At 70.5% G+C, this 17565-nt stretch carries 14 protein-coding genes and 1 riboswitch; of the genes, 7 read left to right on the top strand and 7 right to left on the bottom strand.

The window, feature by feature from the left end; translation table 11 throughout:
• Positions 1-115: 115 nt before the first annotated feature.
• The 5 genes from OG322_RS09590 to OG322_RS09610 form a co-directional block, all read right to left on the bottom strand.
• The gene (locus OG322_RS09590) at positions 116-1876 is read right to left on the bottom strand and encodes an ABC transporter substrate-binding protein (protein WP_329306293.1); all 1761 of its coding nucleotides are present in this window, start codon (positions 1874-1876) and stop codon (positions 116-118) included.
• Positions 1877-1948: 72 nt separating this feature from the next.
• On the bottom strand, positions 1949-2947 hold the full coding sequence (locus tag OG322_RS09595) for an ABC transporter permease (protein ID WP_123461788.1): 999 nt from the start codon (positions 2945-2947) through the stop codon (positions 1949-1951).
• Positions 2948-3364: 417 nt separating this feature from the next.
• Positions 3365-4210 carry an enhanced serine sensitivity protein SseB C-terminal domain-containing protein gene (locus tag OG322_RS09600; RefSeq protein WP_443066534.1) on the bottom strand — a complete coding sequence of 282 codons (846 nt, stop codon included), beginning with the start codon at positions 4208-4210 and terminating at the stop codon, positions 3365-3367.
• A gap of 167 nt (positions 4211-4377) precedes the next feature.
• Positions 4378-5148, bottom strand: coding sequence for an enhanced serine sensitivity protein SseB (locus tag OG322_RS09605; protein WP_329306294.1), 771 nt, complete (start codon positions 5146-5148; stop codon positions 4378-4380).
• Between the two features lie 77 nt (positions 5149-5225).
• Positions 5226-5915: an AAA family ATPase gene (locus OG322_RS09610; protein WP_123462516.1), complete on the bottom strand. Its 690-nt coding sequence runs from the start codon at positions 5913-5915 to the stop codon at positions 5226-5228.
• Between the two features lie 155 nt (positions 5916-6070).
• Positions 6071-6164, top strand: a riboswitch (glycine riboswitch).
• A gap of 141 nt (positions 6165-6305) precedes the next feature.
• On the opposite strand from OG322_RS09610, the gene gcvT reads away from it, so the two are divergent.
• From gcvT to OG322_RS09630, 4 genes are all read left to right on the top strand, one after another.
• Positions 6306-7421: a glycine cleavage system aminomethyltransferase GcvT gene (gcvT, locus tag OG322_RS09615; protein ID WP_123461785.1), complete on the top strand. Its 1116-nt coding sequence runs from the start codon at positions 6306-6308 to the stop codon at positions 7419-7421.
• 101 nt (positions 7422-7522) lie between these two features.
• On the top strand, positions 7523-7900 hold the full coding sequence (gene gcvH / locus OG322_RS09620) for a glycine cleavage system protein GcvH (RefSeq protein WP_123461784.1): 378 nt from the start codon (positions 7523-7525) through the stop codon (positions 7898-7900).
• 19 nt (positions 7901-7919) lie between these two features.
• On the top strand, positions 7920-9176 hold the full coding sequence (gene glyA / locus OG322_RS09625) for a serine hydroxymethyltransferase (protein ID WP_123461783.1): 1257 nt from the start codon (positions 7920-7922) through the stop codon (positions 9174-9176).
• A gap of 156 nt (positions 9177-9332) precedes the next feature.
• Complete coding sequence (locus OG322_RS09630) at positions 9333-10715, top strand: L-serine ammonia-lyase (protein WP_123461782.1); 1383 nt, start codon at positions 9333-9335, stop codon at positions 10713-10715.
• A 15-nt stretch (positions 10716-10730) separates the two neighbouring features.
• On the opposite strand, the gene OG322_RS09635 is transcribed toward OG322_RS09630, so the two are convergent.
• A protein-coding gene (locus tag OG322_RS09635; RefSeq protein WP_443066535.1) for an IS5 family transposase occupies positions 10731-11661 on the bottom strand; the annotation gives its coding sequence in 2 pieces (ribosomal slippage) (positions 10731-11325 and positions 11324-11661; 933 coding nt in all).
• A 377-nt stretch (positions 11662-12038) separates the two neighbouring features.
• Between OG322_RS09635 and OG322_RS09640 the strand changes: the two genes are divergently transcribed.
• From OG322_RS09640 to OG322_RS09650, 3 genes are all read left to right on the top strand, one after another.
• A complete protein-coding gene (locus tag OG322_RS09640) occupies positions 12039-13025 on the top strand; it encodes an alpha/beta fold hydrolase (RefSeq protein ID WP_329306296.1) in 987 nt (328 codons plus the stop codon).
• A gap of 625 nt (positions 13026-13650) precedes the next feature.
• Positions 13651-14661 (top strand): terpene synthase family protein, encoded by a 1011-nt coding sequence (locus tag OG322_RS09645; protein WP_443066536.1) that lies wholly within the window; start codon positions 13651-13653, stop codon positions 14659-14661.
• 362 nt (positions 14662-15023) lie between these two features.
• On the top strand, positions 15024-16523 hold the full coding sequence (locus OG322_RS09650; RefSeq protein ID WP_123461780.1) for a carboxylesterase/lipase family protein: 1500 nt from the start codon (positions 15024-15026) through the stop codon (positions 16521-16523).
• Between the two features lie 35 nt (positions 16524-16558).
• Here OG322_RS09650 and OG322_RS09655 read toward each other — a convergent pair whose 3' ends face one another.
• Positions 16559-17524 (bottom strand): CopD family protein, encoded by a 966-nt coding sequence (locus OG322_RS09655; RefSeq protein WP_123461779.1) that lies wholly within the window; start codon positions 17522-17524, stop codon positions 16559-16561.
• Between the last annotated feature and the right edge of the window lie 41 nt (positions 17525-17565).

Raw genomic sequence — 17565 nt, forward strand, 5'->3', positions numbered from 1 at the left:
GGGGGTAACCCGTACGGTCGGACACCGTGCCTTCACCTGCCTTTCAGGACAATTCTGGGGGCCCGGGGGGCCGCTCCCCGGGCCGCGGTGCGCGGCCCGGGGAGCGGGGCCGTACCTACTTGGCGGAACCCATCAGCACGTAGTCGTACATGCCGAGGTAGGCCTGGGTGACCGTGACGTTCGTCGCGGACTTCGGCCGGAGCAGCAGGTTCTTGCGGTAGATCAGCGGCACGGCGGTCGCGCCTTCGGCCACGGCCTTGTCGACGTCGCCCCACGCCTTCTCACGGGCGGCGGTGTCGGTGTTGGCGATGCCCTCGTTGAGCAGCTTGTTGATCTTCGGGTCGTTCAGTTCCTGGACGTTGTTGCCACCGGACGGCTTGATGGCCGAGCCGTTGATGATCTGGTCCAGGAAGCCGAAGCCGGTCGGCCAGTCGGCACCCCAGGCGCTCATGATCATGCCGAGCTTGTTGGCGTGCACGTAGCTCGGGTTGCCCGCGAAGTTCGAGAAGTACTTACCGGCCGGGAAGCTCTTGATCTCGGCGTTGATGCCGATCTTCTTGAGCGAGGCCTGCACCGCGGTGACCATGGCCATCTCGGCGGGGCGGTCGGAGCGGGCCGAGATCTTGGTGTCGAAGCCGTTCGGCTTGTTGCACTGCTTCAGCTCGTCCTTGGCCTTGGCCTCGTCGCCCTTGTGGCCGGCGGACTCGTAAAGGTCGAACTTCGAGTAACCGTTGACCGTGGGCGGCAGCAGGGTCGTCGCGACGTCACCCTTGGGGTCGCCACCCTGGGCGGCCTGGACCGACGCCTTGTCGACGCCCCACTGCACGGCCTTGCGGCAGTGGATGTTGTCGAACGGCTTCACGTTGACGTTCAGACCGATGTACGAGGTGGCGCCCGCGTACGAGTTGTCGGTCTGCTTCTTCAGGTCGGCCTTGGTGAGCACCTTCGGCTGGGTGGCCGGGGCGACACCGGTGCCGGCGCCGTCAACGGTGATGTTGTCGGCGAGCAGGTTGTTGTCGACCGTCTCCTGCTTGACCTTGAAGCGCACCGTCACCTTGTCCGGCAGGGCCGGGCGGTTCGGGTCGGTCTTCGGGTCCCAGTTCGAGTTGCGCACGAGAGTCGCGCCGCGGCCCTCGTCGTACGACTCGAACTTGTACGGGCCCGAGGACACGATGTGCTTGACGTAGTCGGCGCCCTTGTCCTTCGAGGCCGGCACGGGGGCCGTCTGCGAGAAGGTCGCCAGGTAGTCGAAGTCCGCGAAGGCGTCCTTCAGCTTGAAGACGATCGTGGTGTCGTCCGGCGTCTCGATGGAGGAGATGCCGTCGGGGCTCTTGTCCTTGTACGGACCCTTGTACTTGTCGCCGCCGGCCAGGTGGGCCTTGAAGTACGTCGGGCCGTTGGACAGGGCCTCCGGCGCGAAGTTGGAGCGCTCGACGGCGTACTTGACGTCCTTCGAGGTGATCGGGGTCCCGTCCTCGAACTTGAGACCCTTCTTCAGCGTGTACGTCCAGGTCTTCGCGTCCGCGCTCGGCTTGCCGAGGCCCTCCGCGAGGTCCGGGACGATCTCCAGGCCGTCCTTGCCGGCGGCCGGCTTGAAGGACGTCAGGGTGCGGCCGTACAGGCGGGAGAGGTTCTGCACCCAGCCGTAGTACGTGTTGCCGGGGTCAAGGGAGTCGGGCTCGTCGGAGAGCTCGATCTTGACGGTCCCGCCCTTCTTGTCCGACTTGTTGACGATCGACGTCAGCCCGGCGTCAGTGGCGCCGGAGCCCTTGTTGTCGGTGCCGCCGTTGTCGTCCTTGGAGCCGTTGCACGCGGACGCGCCCAGCATCAGGACCACAGCCGTGGCAACCACCGCTGTCGTTTTTCTGGTCTTCACCTGAGGAAATTCCCCTCAATCGATGGTTGCCATGGCATGTCGCCCGTCGATTTGACGAGCGCCCGGGCACTACTACTTGCTGCGGGGGTCGAGGGCATCACGCAGCCCGTCTCCCAGCAGGTTGAACGCCAGGACCGTGACGAAGATGGCCACGCCTGGCACGATCATGTACATCGGGTCGTTCTGGTAGAAGTCGATCGCGTTGGTGAGCATCCCGCCCCAGGAGGCCTGCGGCGGGGCGATACCGACCCCGAGATAGCTGAGGCCCGCCTCGAAGAGGATGTTCGAGGGGATCAGCAGCGTGGAGTAGACCAGGATGGGCGCCACCAGGTTCGGCAGCAGCTCCCGGAAGAGGATGAAGGGCCCCCGGGCACCCAACGACCGGGCCGCCTCGACGAATTCGCGGTTGCGCAGGCTCATCGTCTGGGCGCGGACGATACGGCCCATGTACGGCCAGCTGAAGAAGCCGATCACGAAGATCAGTACGGCGATCCGCAGCGGCAGCCCCTCCAGACCGAAGGCTCCGTCCTGCAGCGCCGCCGAGATGGAGATCGCGAACAGCAGCAGCGGGAAGGCCAGGAAGGTGTCCATCATGCGGCTGATGATCGTGTCGACCCAGCCGCCGTAGAACCCCGAGACCACGCCGAAGAAGACGCCGATCACCACGGAGAGCAGCGTGGCGCCGACGGCGACGACGAGGGAGACCCACGAGCCCTCGATGACCCGGGTCATGATGTCGCGGCCGTACTGCGGTTCGACGCCGAGCGGATGACTCCAGCTCATGCCGCCCCAGTCGCCCTTGGGGGCGAGCAGCGCGGGGTCGATGAGCTCCTGGTGGAACTCGTTGGGGTCCAGCCCGAAGACGGCCTGGATCGGCTTGGAGAGAACGGCGAGCAGGATCAGCAGGATGACAACGATGCCGCCGGCAACGGCCACCTTGTCGCGCTTGAAGCGCGTCCAGGCGATCTGCCCGAGCGAACGGCCTTCGATCTGGCTCTGTTTGACTCCCGTGAGTACTGCCTCCGGCTGAGCCTCGGCAGCCGATCCGGTGGTCTCGATCGGTGCGGTCACAGTGCCTTTGACCCCTCCCGCCGGCGGTGGCCGGCCCTTGCTCGCCGCGGTAACGGCCAGGCGTGTGTCAGCCACGCATGTTCATGCGGCTGATGTCTCGGTGCGAAAAAGCATCTGCGGAATGTCCGTCGGGGCAACCTCGTACAAAGGGCCGACGATCCCCACTAGCCGGGAGTCTTCAACGCAGTTGCGATCACCCGCCAGACCTGGCGGGGAATGTTTGCTCAAACGTGATGCGGTCAGTGAGCTTCCGTTATCCGGACAGCTTGATCGAGTGAGCGGACCACTCGGCCACTAATCCACCAGAACGGACATGACACCCAACAGGCCTTATTGAGTGGCTATTTGGGTGACCGGGGCGGTGGCCTTGTCCGGCGGAGGGACCTATGTCCGCTCCGGTGAGCGGGTCCGGCGGGCCTAGTAGGCGTGCGGGGCCGGACCGGGTGCCTGCGGGTAGCCGTAACCGGGAGCGACGACACCACTCCGGCCGGCCGGGGCGTGCGATTCACGGTCGTAGAACGGACGGGAGTTGCCGCGCAGCCACATCGCGACCGGGTCGTACTCGTCGGACATGGCGACGGTGGAGACCGGCAGCCCCTCCGGGACCGCGCCGATCGACTGCTGCATCATCGCGCGCACCGCGTCGACGGACGGCTGGCTGGTGTCGTACAGATCGAGACCGATGGCGAGGTACGGGACGCCGAGCGCGGGCTGCACCCAGGCGCGGCGCAGCGAGCGGATCGCCGGGGTGTGGTGGGCGTTGCGCGTCAGCTGGGCGTAGAACTGCGGGGTCTCGACGGCGGGGTCGCTGATCCGCAGCGGACCGGCGGGCATCCGGTCGAGGCCGGTGGCGATCCGCCGCAGATCGAGCCAGGGAATGCCCACGCCGCCGCCCGGGGCGTGCGGGTTCAGCCAGATGCCCCAGCGGTCGGGGAACAGTGCGCGGGCGATGTCGCGGCCGCCCACCACCTCATGGGCCCGGTTCCAGCCGCTGGCGGAGAGCTCCTGGGCGGAGGTGACACAGGGGGCGTAGCCGAGGCCGTCGACCTCCATGTTGCCGTACTGGGCGTCGGGCGAACCGGCCCGGCCGTTCCAGAGCAGCATCCAGATCCGGTCACCCGCCAGGGCCTGGAGCAGAGCCTCGTACGCGTCGTAGCGCCCGGGTGTCACTTGGCGCAGCATGTGCTCGACCGTTCCCCGAGCTCTCGGCTCCGCTCGAGCAGGGGAGACCCCATCGGCCGCCCCCATGCCTGACGCACTCACCCTGGGTCCCGCCCCTCTTCGATCCACTGTGTCGGCCTGCCGCTCCCGGGGCACTCGGGTACGGCACGGTGCCGAGGCACCAGCCATCAAACCAGCTTAGGTGCCGGTCCTGACACCGACTTGACGCCATGGGCTGCCGCCGTCACCTCGCGGTACAGCGGGCCGCGCTACTCGGCGGCGCGCTGGTAGAACGGCCGGATCCTCGCGCGCATCCAGTCGGCGACCGGGTCCTGCGCCACGTCGAGCAGCACCAGATTGACCGGCCACTGCACCTCGACGCGGCCGAGCGCGCGGCCGAGGGCGTCCATGGGGGCGTTGCGCCCGGCGCCGTCCCAGGTCGAGAACTCGACGCCGACGAAGAGCACGGGGTCGCCGCCCTCGATGCTGGCCAGGACCCTGCGGGCGCTGAGCACGACGCCGCTCTCCTCGAACTCGCCGGCCGCGGCGGAGAGGAAGTCGACGGGCTCCTCCTTCCAGTCCGGCTCGTAGAGCCGGACCCGGCCGCCGCTGGACGGTCCGTCGAGCACGGTGCGTCCGGCCCGGCAGAGTTCGGCCACGGCGGGCGGCGGGAGCGGCATCCCGACGGCGCCGCCCGGGTTCACCGCGATCCCGAGCTGCGGGGGCAGTCCGCGGGCGAACTCGACAGCGGGCGCCACGGTGAAGGACATATGGGTGCCGACGCAGGCGATGAACTGCTGCTCGGAGCTGAACACGGGAACGTAGGGTGCGCCGTCGATCTCCAGTGTCGGCAGGTCCAGGTCGGTGGCGTCCGGCCCACCGCCGTTGGGCAGGGGCACCCAGAGGTGGCTGCGGCCGAGCACCTCCACGAGCCGGCCGCCCGCTTCCGGGCTGCCGAGCGAGGCGCCCAGTACCTCTTCGAGCTCGTTGGCCGGCCATCCGCCCTGCGGAGTGGTGTGACCCTGTGCCGGAATGTCCACTGCTTCCCTCTCTCGCCCCGTGCCGTGCAGCATGAGGTTAGCGCCGCGCACCGGGTGTCCAGGCATCGGGCAGTGGGCTACCCGTCCTCGCTCTGTGCCTCCGCGAAGGTGATCCGGGTCAGCAGCGTCGCCGCCTCGCGGTCCAGCAGCACCGCCGAGACGCAGCCGAGCGGCAGGGTGCCCGTCTCGGTGTCCCGCAGCAGCCTCCGCAGGGCCCTGCGGTGCCGGGCGAACGCGTACCCGGAGACGCCGCGCCCGCGTTCGAGCTGGCCCGCCCGCGCGGTCTGCGGGGTGACGTCGAGCAGGACGAGGTGCAGGATGCGGCCGCGCCGCCGGGCGTCGCGCGCCAGCCAGCCGCGCACCCAGGCCTGGGTGCCGCAGTCGTGGACGACGACGGAGGCGCCGGAGCGCAGCACCTGCCACAGCCCCCAGTAGTGGGCGACGCGGACGAGCGGGCGGTAGAGGGCGTAGGGGACTAAGCGGGGCAGCAGGCCGGCCCAGCGGTCCCTGGTGTCCTGGGAGTCGATGACGCGGGCGGACACGGCCCGTCTGATCAGGGTCGATTTGCCGCTGCCCGGCAGTCCGGAGACCACCACGACATCGCCCGCCGCGAAGTGCAGGCCGCGCGGGCTGCGCCCGGCCCGGTCCCGCAGATCCCGTACGACGGGTCCGCGCGGGCCCCGCGCCCCCCGGGCCGGCGCACCCGGCTGTGCGGGCAGCGCGCCGTGCGCGGCTCCCGCGGTCGTCGCGTACCGCTGCAACGTCATCGCCATCCCCCTGTCGGCAGACCCACACCTGCAAGAAGTGTAAAGAAAAGGTAATGCGGCACAAGCTTGCGACCCGCCGGATCCAGTGGGGTACCGGCGCCCCACGGCCCGGCGATGCGTGCGATGATGACCCGGCCAACTGCATAAAGGCCGCTTGAATCCGCGCGGGAGAGTTCCGGCCACTGGGCCGGGCGCCGAAGGAGCAAGATCCTCCCTTGAATCTCTCAGGCCCCGTACCGCGTGGATGAGGCAGATCTGAAAAGCGAGTCGCCCAGCGGCTCCACCCAAGGTGCAAGCCGAACCCCTGCGGGGTCTCTCGGCGAACCTCTCAGGTTCCGATGACAGATGGGGAGGGATCGTCCTCGTCGTCATGCCCTGGGAGCCATATCAATGAGCACCGCCCCGCGCCTCACAGCCCTCGATGCCCTGCACCGTTCGCTGGGCGCCACGATGACCGACTTCGCGGGCTGGGACATGCCCCTGCGGTACGCCAGTGAGCGCGACGAGCACGTCGCCGTGCGCACGAGGGCCGGCCTCTTCGACCTCTCCCACATGGGCGAGATCACCGTCACCGGCCCGGCGGCCGTGGACCTGCTGAACTTCGCGCTGGTCGGCAACATCGGCACCGTCTCCGTGGGCCGGGCCCGCTACACGATGATCTGCGCCGAGGACGGCGGCATCCTGGACGACCTGATCGTGTACCGGCTGGCGGACACCGAGTACATGGTGGTCGCCAACGCGGGCAACGCCCAGATCGTGCTGGACGCGCTGACCGCCCGCGCCGAGGGCTTCGACGCCGAGGTCCGCGACGACCGCGACGCGTACGCGCTGCTGGCCGTCCAGGGCCCCGAGTCCCCCGCCATCCTGGCCGCCGTCACCGACGCCGACCTGGACGGGCTGAAGTACTACGCCGGGCTGCCCGGCACCGTCGCCGGGGTCCCCGCGCTGATCGCCCGTACCGGCTACACCGGCGAGGACGGCTTCGAGCTGTTCGTCGCCCCCGGGCACGCCGAGCAGCTGTGGCGGGCGCTGACCGAGGCGGGCGCCTCCCGCGGCCTGATCCCCTGCGGGCTCTCCTGCCGCGACACGCTGCGCCTGGAGGCGGGCATGCCGCTGTACGGGCACGAGCTGACCACCGGGCTGACCCCGTTCGACGCCGGGCTCGGCCGGGTCGTGAAGTTCGAGAAGGAGGGGGACTTCGTCGGCCGCAAGGCGCTGGAGGCCGCCGCCGAGCGCGCCGAGACCGCCCCGCCCCGCAAGCTCGTCGGCCTGGTCGCCGAGGGCCGCCGGGTGCCGCGGGCGGGCTTCCCCGTCACCGCCGCCGGCCAGGTCGTCGGCGAGGTCACCTCGGGCGCCCCGTCGCCCACCCTCGGCAAGCCGATCGCCATGGCGTACGTCGACGCCGCGCACGCCACGCCCGGCACCGAGGGCGTCGCGGTGGACATCCGGGGCAGCCACGAGCCGTACGAGGTCGTGGCGCTGCCGTTCTACAAGCGCGAGAAGTAGGCCGTGGGCGCGGCAGCGCTCCGCGCACGTGACGCAGTCCTGTCTCACACCGTAAGACCATCGTTCATCAGCACTCCCCCGCGTACAGGAGAATTCAGGTCATGAGCAACCCCCAGCAGCTGCGGTACAGCAAGGAGCACGAGTGGCTGTCGGCCGTCGAGGACGGTGTGGCCACGATCGGCATCACGGAGTACGCGGCCAACGCGCTCGGTGACGTCGTCTACGCCCAGCTTCCCGAGGTCGGCGACACGGTGACCGCGGGCGAGACCTGCGGTGAGCTGGAGTCGACCAAGTCCGTCAGCGACCTGTACTCGCCGGTGACCGGTGAGATCACGGCCGCGAACCAGGACGTCGTGGACGACCCCTCGCTGGTGAACTCCGCACCGTTCGAAGGCGGCTGGCTGTTCAAGGTACGTGTCGCGGAGGAGCCGGCCGATCTGCTCTCCGCCGACGAGTACACCGCGTTCTCCGGCAACTGAGACCCCAAGGGACCACCTGATGTCGCTTCTCAACTCCTCCCTCCACGAGCTGGACCCGGACGTCGCCGCCGCGGTCGACGCCGAGCTCCACCGTCAGCAGTCCACCCTCGAAATGATCGCCTCGGAGAACTTCGCTCCGGTCGCGGTCATGGAGGCCCAGGGCTCCGTCCTGACCAACAAGTACGCCGAGGGCTACCCCGGCCGCCGCTACTACGGCGGCTGCGAGCACGTCGATGTGATCGAGCAGATCGCCATCGACCGCGTCAAGGCGCTCTTCGGAGCCGAGGCCGCGAACGTGCAGCCGCACTCCGGCGCGCAGGCCAACGCCGCCGCGATGTTCGCGCTGCTGAAGCCGGGCGACACGATCATGGGCCTGAACCTGGCCCACGGCGGTCACCTGACCCACGGCATGAAGATCAACTTCTCCGGCAAGCTCTACAACGTGGTCCCGTACCACGTGGACGAGACCGGCGTCGTGGACATGGCCGAGGTCGAGCGCCTCGCCAAGGAGTCCAAGCCGAAGATGATCGTGGCCGGCTGGTCCGCCTACCCCCGTCAGCTGGACTTCGCCGCCTTCCGCCGGATCGCGGACGAGGTCGGCGCGTACCTGATGGTCGACATGGCGCACTTCGCCGGTCTGGTCGCCGCGGGTCTGCACCCGAGCCCGGTGCCGCACGCCCATGTCGTCACGACCACCACGCACAAGACCCTCGGCGGTCCGCGCGGTGGCGTCATCCTGTCGACGCAGGAGCTCGCCAAGAAGATCAACTCGGCGGTCTTCCCCGGTCAGCAGGGCGGCCCGCTGGAGCACGTGATCGCGGCCAAGGCGGTCTCCTTCAAGGTCGCGGCGACCGAGGAGTTCAAGGAGCGCCAGCAGCGCACCCTGGACGGCGCCCGCATCCTCGCCGAGCGTCTGGTGCAGCCGGACGTCACCGAGGTCGGCGTCTCCGTCCTGTCCGGCGGCACGGACGTGCACCTGGTCCTGGTGGACCTGCGCAACTCCGAGCTGGACGGCCAGCAGGCCGAGGACCGCCTCCACGAGCTGGGCATCACGGTCAACCGGAACGCCATCCCGAACGACCCGCGGCCGCCGATGGTCACCTCGGGTCTGCGGATCGGCACCCCGGCCCTGGCGACCCGCGGTTTCGGGACGGAGGACTTCACCGAGGTCGCGGAGATCATCGCGTCCGCCCTCAAGCCGTCCTACGACGCGGACGACCTGAAGGCCCGCGTCGTCGCGCTCGCCGAGAAGTTCCCGCTGTACCCCGGTCTGTAGTCCGGACCTGCGTAAGTGCACGTTGGGGAGGGGCACCGCGCACACTGTTCAGTGTGCGCGGTGCCCCATCCCTTGTCCCCGCTCTTCGGGCCGACCCGGCCCGTACCGCACCACCCGGCAGACAACGGCGTCTACCAGCGCTTTGAGGAGTCACCCGTGGCCATCTCGGTCTTCGACCTGTTCTCGATCGGCATCGGCCCGTCCAGCTCCCATACGGTCGGCCCGATGCGCGCGGCCCGTATGTTCGCGCGCCGGCTGAAGAACGAGGGCCTGCTGGCCCACACCGCCTCGATACGCGCCGAGCTGTTCGGCTCGCTCGGCGCCACCGGCCACGGCCACGGCACCCCCAAGGCCGTCCTGCTCGGCCTGGAGGGCGAGTCCCCCCGTACCGTCGACGTGGAAACGGCCGACGACCGGGTCGCCGAGATCCGCTCGACCGGCCGGCTCAACCTCCTCGGGATGCACGAGATCGCCTTCGACGCCGACGAGCAGCTGATCCTGCACCGCCGCAAGGCCCTGCCGTACCACGCCAACGGCATGACGGTCTTCGCATTCGACCGCGACGGCGCCCCGCTCCTGGAGAAGACGTACTACTCGGTCGGCGGCGGCTTCGTGGTCGACGAGGACGCGGTGGGCGAGGACCGGATCGTCCTCGACGACACCGTGCTGAAGAACCCGTTCCGCACCGGCGACGAACTGCTGCGGCTCGCCCGCGACACCGGTCTGTCGATCTCCTCCCTCATGCTGGAGAACGAGCGGGCCTGGCGCACCGAGGACGAGATCCGCTCCGGTCTGCTGGACATCTGGCGCTCCATGCAGGCGTGTGTGTCCCGCGGCATGTCCCGCGAGGGCATCCTGCCCGGTGGCCTCAAGGTCCGCCGCCGCGCCGCGAACACCGCCCGCCAGCTGCGCGCCGAGGGCGACCCGCAGACCCACGCGATGGAGTGGATCACGCTCTACGCGATGGCGGTCAACGAGGAGAACGCCGCGGGCGGCCGCGTCGTCACCGCCCCGACCAACGGCGCCGCGGGCATCATCCCGGCGGTGCTGCACTACTACGTGAACTTCGCGGCCGGCGGCGCCACCGAGGCGGAGAAGGACGACAGCATCGTCCGCTTCCTCCTGGCCGCCGGAGCCATCGGCATGCTCTTCAAGGAGAACGCCTCCATCTCCGGCGCCGAGGTCGGCTGCCAGGGCGAGGTGGGCTCCGCCTGCTCCATGGCCGCGGGCGCGCTCGCCGAGGTCCTGGGCGGTACCCCGGAGCAGGTCGAGAACGCCGCCGAGATCGGCATGGAGCACAACCTGGGCCTGACCTGCGACCCGGTCGGCGGCCTCGTCCAGATCCCGTGCATCGAGCGCAACGGCATGGCGGCGGTCAAGGCCGTCACGGCCGCGAAGATGGCGCTGCGCGGAGACGGCAGCCACAAGGTCTCCCTCGACAAGGTCATCAAGACCATGAAGGAGACGGGGGCCGACATGAGCGTCAAGTACAAGGAGACGGCGCGCGGCGGGCTCGCGGTGAACATCATCGAGTGCTAGGTCCTGTTTCTCGGATCATGTACGGAGCCAGATCATGAGTGCTGCGAGTGTGACGGTGCCGAGGTAGATGTAGGCGCGTTTCTCGTAGCGGGTCGCGACGGCGCGGAAGCCTTTGAGGCGGTTGATGGTGCGTTCGACGGTGTTGCGCTTCTTGTAGAGCTCGCTGTCGAAACCGGTAGGCCGACCGCCGCGTGAACCTCGGTTCTTGCGGTGTCTCTGCTGGTCGAGACGTTCGGGGATGGTGTGCCGGATTCCGCGTCGTCGCAGGTAGCGGCGGTTCTTCCGGGACGTGTAGGCCTTGTCCGCCAAGACATGGTCGGGCCGGGTGCGTGGCCGGCCGACTCCGGCTCGCGGCACCAGAACCTGTTCCAGCACCCGCTCGAGCTGGGGTCCGTCTCCGTAGTGTCCGGGTGTCAGGACGAAGGCGAGGGGCCGGCATCGTCCCTCGGCAACGAGGTGGATCTTGGTGGTGAATCCTCCGCGGGAACGTCCCAGACATTCGCCGACCTGACCACCTCCTCCAGGCGGATGGTCAGTCTCCGCAGTACCGGATCGACCTGGTTCGTCCCCCACTTGGCCCCCTTTGAGGGACGGCGGCCGGGGGCGCTTTCCTCGCACCGGCGGCGTGCTGGTGGGCTCGCACGGCTGTCGAGTCCACCGACACGTCCCAGTCGATGCCGCCCTCGGCGTCCTCGGCTACCTGGATGCGAGACAGCAGCATCTGCCAGGTTCCATCGGCTGACCAGCGACGATGTCGTTTATAGACCGTCTCCCATGGCCCGAATCGCTCCGGCAGATCCCGCCACTGCACGCCGGTCCGCACCCGGTAGAGAACCCCGTTGATCACCCGGCGGTGATCGCTCCACCGACCTCCACGCGTACCACCAGGAGGTAGGAACGACTCCAGCCGATCCCACTCCGCATTCGTCAGATCCCCACGGCCCATGAACCCAGCCTGGCCCCAACACCCCTCGCAGGTCAGGAGATCCGAGAAACAGGACCTAGGGGTGACCGGAGTCCGGGCCGCTCATTCAACACCGGCGAGGATCCCAAGCAGTGGCTTGCGGCGGGACCCCAGGCGTTGCCCTGCACCGGGTGGGCCACCCGTCATGCGGTGAGTACGGCGGGAACCCCTGCCGGGCCGCGACGGCCGCATCACGGCCGGGGTTTGCCGAAGCGGCAACAGAGCTCGCGGCGGGCCCGGTACCCGTCGCATGATCGTCGTCCGGGCCGTCGGGCCGCTCCCGGGCGGCGCGGGTCCGTGAGCGCGGTCGGCGGACACGCCCGATCGTGACCGACGCAGACCGAGACCGCGGAGGATTCATGTCGCAGCAGCCCGCCCCGTCCCCGGAGCCCACGCACCGCACCGTCCCCTCTCCGGCCGGCCGTATCCACCTGGTGGAGCAGGGCACCGGCCCCCTGGTGCTGCTGCTGCACGGATTCCCGGAGTCCTGGTACTCCTGGCGCCACCAGCTGCCCGTGCTGGCCGCCGCCGGATACCGGGCGGTCGCCATCGATGTCCGGGGATACGGACGGTCCTCCCGGCCCGGGGACGTCGCGGCGTACCGGATGCGCGAACTGGTCGAGGACAACGCCGCCGTGGTGCACGCGCTCGGCGAGCGCAGTGCGGTGGTCATCGGCCATGACTGGGGTGCGGCGATCGCGGCGAACTCCGCGCTGATCAGGCCCGATGTCTTCCGCGCGGTGGGGCTGCTGAGCGTTCCGTACGCCCCGCGCGGCGGTCCGCGTCCCAGCGAGGTCTTCGCGGGGATGGGCGGCGGCGAGGAGTTCTACGTCTCGCGTTTCCAGGAGCCCGGCCGGGCGGAGGCCGAGATCGAGCCGGATGTCCGCGGCTGGCTCGCGGGCTTCTACGCGGCGTTCTCCGCCGACACCATGCCCGCGCCCGACGCCCCGGACCCGCACTTCGCCGGGCCCGGCGGGACGCTGCGCGAGCGATTCCCCGACCGACGGCCCGGCTGGCTCGGTGAGGCCGAACTCGACTTCTACGCGGGCGAGTTCGAGCGGACCGGGATGAGCGGGGCGCTCAACCGCTACCGGAACATGGACCGGGACTGGGAGGATCTCGCGGACTTCGACGGCGCACCCGTCACTCAGCCGTCCCTCTTCCTCGGCGGGTCCCTGGACGCCTCCACCACCTGGCTGGCCGATGCCGTCGCGGCGTATCCCACGACGCTGCCCGGCCTGGTCTCCTCACACATCCTGGACGGCTGCGGCCACTGGATCCAGCAGGAGCGCCCCGAGGAGGTCAACTCGATCCTGACGGACTGGCTCGCCTCGCTGCCCGTCTGAACCGGCCCTACGGCGAGAGGGACCGGGGAGGAGAGCCGGTGCGCCGAACCGGCCGGGCGGCCGCCTGCCGTCCGCCACCCCGGCCAGCACAGGAGTACTCCAACCGCTCATAACTGGGCAGGCGTTCCTGGCGAACACACATTTTCAGTCACATGCGGCTTCCCTCCCCCGCATACTGGGAGTTCACTGGTCGTGACGAGTGGTGACGCAACCGCTGTGCACGTCAGGCGGTCCGCTGCCATGGGCCCCGCGGGGCCCTGCTCCGATGCCCAGGCCCCGGCGGAGGAAAGAGGACAGCGATGACAGCCGCCCCTCACATGACGCATCCCCGACGGGATCCGGCCGTCCGGCCCGGCCGCACTGTTTCGCGAAGAGCGTCGCGGCCCCCACGGACCGGCCGACCGCCCCGCCGCCGCTGATCCGCTCCCGCGGCGGTCCGCCACAGCCGGTTCACGGTCTCACCGCCCGTTCGCCGGGCCGGTGCGGACAGCTGTCCCCGATGACGCGGCCGTGTCGATGCGCCGATCGACGGGGCCGGGTTCACCGCTCGCCGCTCCGGCCTTGCCTGCGCGATTCGATTCACGCATCCCCCTTCCCTGTTCGTATCGTCTCGACGAGGTGCATCATGAGCAAGATCGCGCTTCCAGAATTCCACATGCCGTTCGAGAGCGCGGGATGTAATCCGGGAGTTGAGAAAACCAGGCAGGCCGCCTGGGAATGGGCTGAGTCCAGCGATCTCGTCCTGTCGCCGGTGGCCCAAAAGAAAATGATCAGGACCCGCCCCGAACTCTGGATTTCCCTGATATTTCCCGAGGCCTCACAGAAACACCTCGACCTGTTCTGCCAGTGGCTCTTCTGGGCGTTCCTCGTCGATGACGAGTTCGACGACGGCCCGGCCGGCCGCGACCCCGGGCTGTGCGAATCCGCCATCACACATCTGGTGGACGTGCTCGACGGCGCACGGGCACCGGCCGGCCCCATGGAGCGTGCCCTCGACGAACTACTGGCCCGGACCTGCACGGACCGGCCGGCGCACTGGGTACGGCAGTTCCGCAGGGACACGGCGGCCTGGCTGTGGACGTACTACGCCGAGGCCGTCGACCGGGCCGCCGGCCATGTACCGAGCACGGCCGATTTCGTGAAGCACCGCCGTGATTCGGTGGCCATGCAACCGTTCCTCGATCTGCACGAGATCTCGGCCGGAATAGACCTTCCGGAATCCGCACGGAACCTTCCCGCCTATATCGCGTTACGCAATGCGGTGACCGACCACTCAGGCCTCTGCAACGATATCTGCTCCTTCGAGAAGGAGGCCCTGCTCGGTTACGAGCACAACACCGTCCGGCTCATTCAGCGGGACCGCGGGGGCACGCTCCAGGAGGCGGCGGACGAAGCGGGAATCCTGCTGGCGCGCATTGCCGACCGCGTTCAGCGGGCCGAGAAGGAACTCATCGAGGAGATGGACGCGGCGGGAATCGAGGGCCTCCCGCGAGCCGCCCTGGAACGCTGCGTCCAGGATTACCGGGGGATCGTCCGAGGGGACTTCGACTACCACGCGAGGGCGGAGCGCTACACCCGCCCCGACCTCGTGGAGATCGACGAACAGGACTCCCTGTCCCGGAACTTCGCCGCCTGACGGGACGCCCGGCGCGGTGCCCGGCAGGGTCCGGCGCACCCCGCCGGGCCCTGCCGCGGCGGCGCACGGCACCGGAACGCGGGCACCCGGCAGCGTTTTCCGGACATTCGTCGCCCCGATGGCTGAACCGGCAACGACCCGCCCGCCCGCGGCCGGAAACGCCCGCTTCCCGAAGCAGCCGCTCCCCGGTGCGGCCGTCCCAGGACCGTACGAGCGCCGCGCCATGACCGGACGAGGGCCGCCGCCCTCACGAATGGTCGGCCGCCCCCTGCCGTGATGTGCTGATACGCACGCCCGATGGCAGGCGGCAGCCCGATGACCCGAACTCGCCGGCCGTACCGCAGAAGGGCTGGAGGCATCTCATGACAGCCGTACCTCCTCCGATATCCGCATCCGGCGCGGACCGGGCCGTTCCGCGCGCCGAGACGGCCCACGGCACCGTCCGCGGCACACTCGAACCGGGCGTCGCCGTCTTCCGCGGCATCCCCTACGCGGCCGCGCCGGTGGGCGCCCACCGGTTCCGGGCCCCGGCGCCACCGGAGCCCTGGGAGGGCGTACGGGAGGCGGTGGCCTTTGGTCCGACCGCGCCGAAGCGGCCGTACGCCCCGCCGCTGGACCGGCTGCTGCCCGATCCCGAGGTGCCCGGCGACGGCTGCCTCAACCTCAATGTGTGGACCCCGTCGCCCGCCCGCACCGGGCTGCCCGTCCTCGTCTGGATCCACGGCGGCTCACTGCTGCACGGCTCGTCCGCCGTCCCGCTGTACGACGGGGCCGCCTTCGCGCGCGACGGTGTGGTGCTCGTGTCGCTCAACTACCGGCTCGGCATCGAGGGCTTCGGGGTGTTCCCGGACGCGCCCGCGAACCGGGGGCTGCTCGACCAGCTCGCGGCGCTCGGCTGGGTCCGGGACAACATCGCGGCGTTCGGCGGCGATCCGGACCTGGTGACGGTGTGCGGGGAGTCGGCGGGTGCCATCAGTATCGGCGCGCTGCTCGCCGCGCCCCGGGCCCGGGGTCTGTTCCGGCGCGCGGTGCTGCAGAGCGGGGCCCCGTCCGCGCTCCCCCTGGACAAGGGCCGCCGCACCACCGAGCTGATCGCGAAACGGCTCGGAGTGGCGGCGACGGCGCGGGACCTGGCCGCCGTGGACCCGGCCGCGCTCCTGGCGGCGCAGACCTCGGTGACGAGCGGCGGCTCCCCGCTGACCGGCGGGAACTCCTTCCAGATCGTGGTGGACGGCGATCTGCTGCCCCGCGAGCCGGCCGAGGCGCTGCGGGACGGCGCCGCGTCCGGCGTCGATCTGCTGATGGGTTCCAACACCGAGGAGTACCGGCTCTGGTTCGTGCCCAGCGGGCTCACCGAACGGCTCTCCCGCACGAAACTCCGGCTGGCCCTGATGAAGTTCAAGGTGCCGGGCGCCACGGCCCGTACCTACCGCGCGAACCGGCCCGGCGCCACCCCCGGCGAACTGCTCGGCGCCCTCGCCACCGACCTGCTGCTGCGCGTACCGCTGAACCGGCTGGCGGACGCCCGCACCGGCGCGGCCGGCGGCACGCACCTCTACGAGTTCGGCTGGCCGTCCCCCGTCCAGCGGCTCGGCGCCTGCCACGGACTGGAGATCGGCTTCGTCTTCGACAACCTGGACCGGCCGGACGCGGTGGCGCTCGCGGGCCGGGACGCCCCGCAGGAGCTGGCCGACGCGATGCACACGGCGTGGGTGCGGTTCGCCGTCTCCGGTGACCCGGGGTGGCCCGCCTGGGACGTGTCGCGTCCGGTGATGCTCTTCGGCCCCGGCGCCCCCGGGACGGCGCGCGCCCCGCGCGACGACGAACTGCGCGGCTGGGCGCCCTACCGCGGGCAGCGCTGAGCGGGCAGCGCCGGACGGGAAGCGCCCGGTGTCGGTCAGCGGGTGCTGAGCCAGTGCGGGTCGGGTACGACGGTCAGGACCGCCGACACCAGGACGACCGCCCCCAGGGCGACCAGCTCGCGGCGTGCCCGGCGCCGGGCGACCGCGGGGTCCGGGTCCGCCGCCAGCCTCCGGCGCGCTCCCAGCGCCAGCACGCTCACGACGGCCATCAGCACCATCTTGACCAGCAGTGCGCGCCCGTACGCCGAGGTGAGGACGACATCCGGCGGCAGCCGGCGCAGTGCGCTGAACGTACCGGTCACCGCCAGGGCCACGAACAGCCACCCGGCGAGCCGGGCGTAGCGGCCCAGCAGGGCGCGGGCGGCCCCGGGCCCGGTCCGCCGCCACAGCCGCATGGTGCGCAGCACCTGGAGCAGCCCGCCGCACCAGAGCGACGCGGCGGTCAGGTGGACGACGGTGAGCGCGGCGCCCACCGCGGGGCTGTACGCCTCGGGGTGGGCGCGCAACGCCTCCGCGCCGACGACCAGGGCGAGCGGGGCGGCGGCCAGTGCCGGGCGGCTGCTCGCGGCGCAGCACGCGGCGAGGGCGAAGCCGTTGGCGGTGAGGAGGAGGAGCCCGCCCTCGCGGGTGCCGTAGGTCTCGACGAGGCCGAGATCGCTTACCCGGGCGAGCCGGAGGATCTGTCCGGCCGCGGCCAGTGCCCCGGCGACCGAGGCCGCCGCGGCCCAGCCGCGCGGTGCGGTTTCCGGCCGGTCGGGCAGCGAGCGGGCCAGCGCGGTGGCGGCGAGGCCGCCGAGGTGAACGGCGAGCGCGCCGAAGAGGACCGTACGCAGCAGGGTGGCGGTTCCGGCGGCGGGTATGCGCAGTTCACCGGTGCCGCGGGCGACGGCGGTGGCGCCCAGCAGAGCGGCCGCCACGGCCAGGAGGCAGGCCCCCGCCCTGACGAGTACGGCCGCCGCGGACCTGCGGCGGGCGGGTGCGGGCACACGTGAGTGGAGCACCGCCCACCCCCTTTCCTGACCGACAACCACACAAACAACCC

Source organism: Streptomyces sp. NBC_01260 (genome assembly GCF_036226405.1).
In the GTDB taxonomy this organism is placed as follows: Bacteria; Actinomycetota; Actinomycetes; order Streptomycetales; family Streptomycetaceae; genus Streptomyces; species Streptomyces laculatispora.

What these genes read in the sequence shown, in the direction of transcription:
- OG322_RS09610 (WP_123462516.1), bottom strand. Translation starts at nt 5,915, where the DNA reads ATGACGTTGCAGCGGTACGCGACGACCGCGGGAGCCGCGCACGGCGCG.
- gcvT (WP_123461785.1), top strand. Translation starts at nt 6,306, where the DNA reads ATGAGCACCGCCCCGCGCCTCACAGCCCTCGATGCCCTGCACCGTTCG.
- gcvH (WP_123461784.1), top strand. Translation starts at nt 7,523, where the DNA reads ATGAGCAACCCCCAGCAGCTGCGGTACAGCAAGGAGCACGAGTGGCTG.
- glyA (WP_123461783.1), top strand. Translation starts at nt 7,920, where the DNA reads ATGTCGCTTCTCAACTCCTCCCTCCACGAGCTGGACCCGGACGTCGCC.
- OG322_RS09640 (WP_329306296.1), top strand. Translation starts at nt 12,039, where the DNA reads ATGTCGCAGCAGCCCGCCCCGTCCCCGGAGCCCACGCACCGCACCGTC.
- OG322_RS09645 (WP_443066536.1), top strand. Translation starts at nt 13,651, where the DNA reads ATGAGCAAGATCGCGCTTCCAGAATTCCACATGCCGTTCGAGAGCGCG.
- OG322_RS09650 (WP_123461780.1), top strand. Translation starts at nt 15,024, where the DNA reads ATGACAGCCGTACCTCCTCCGATATCCGCATCCGGCGCGGACCGGGCC.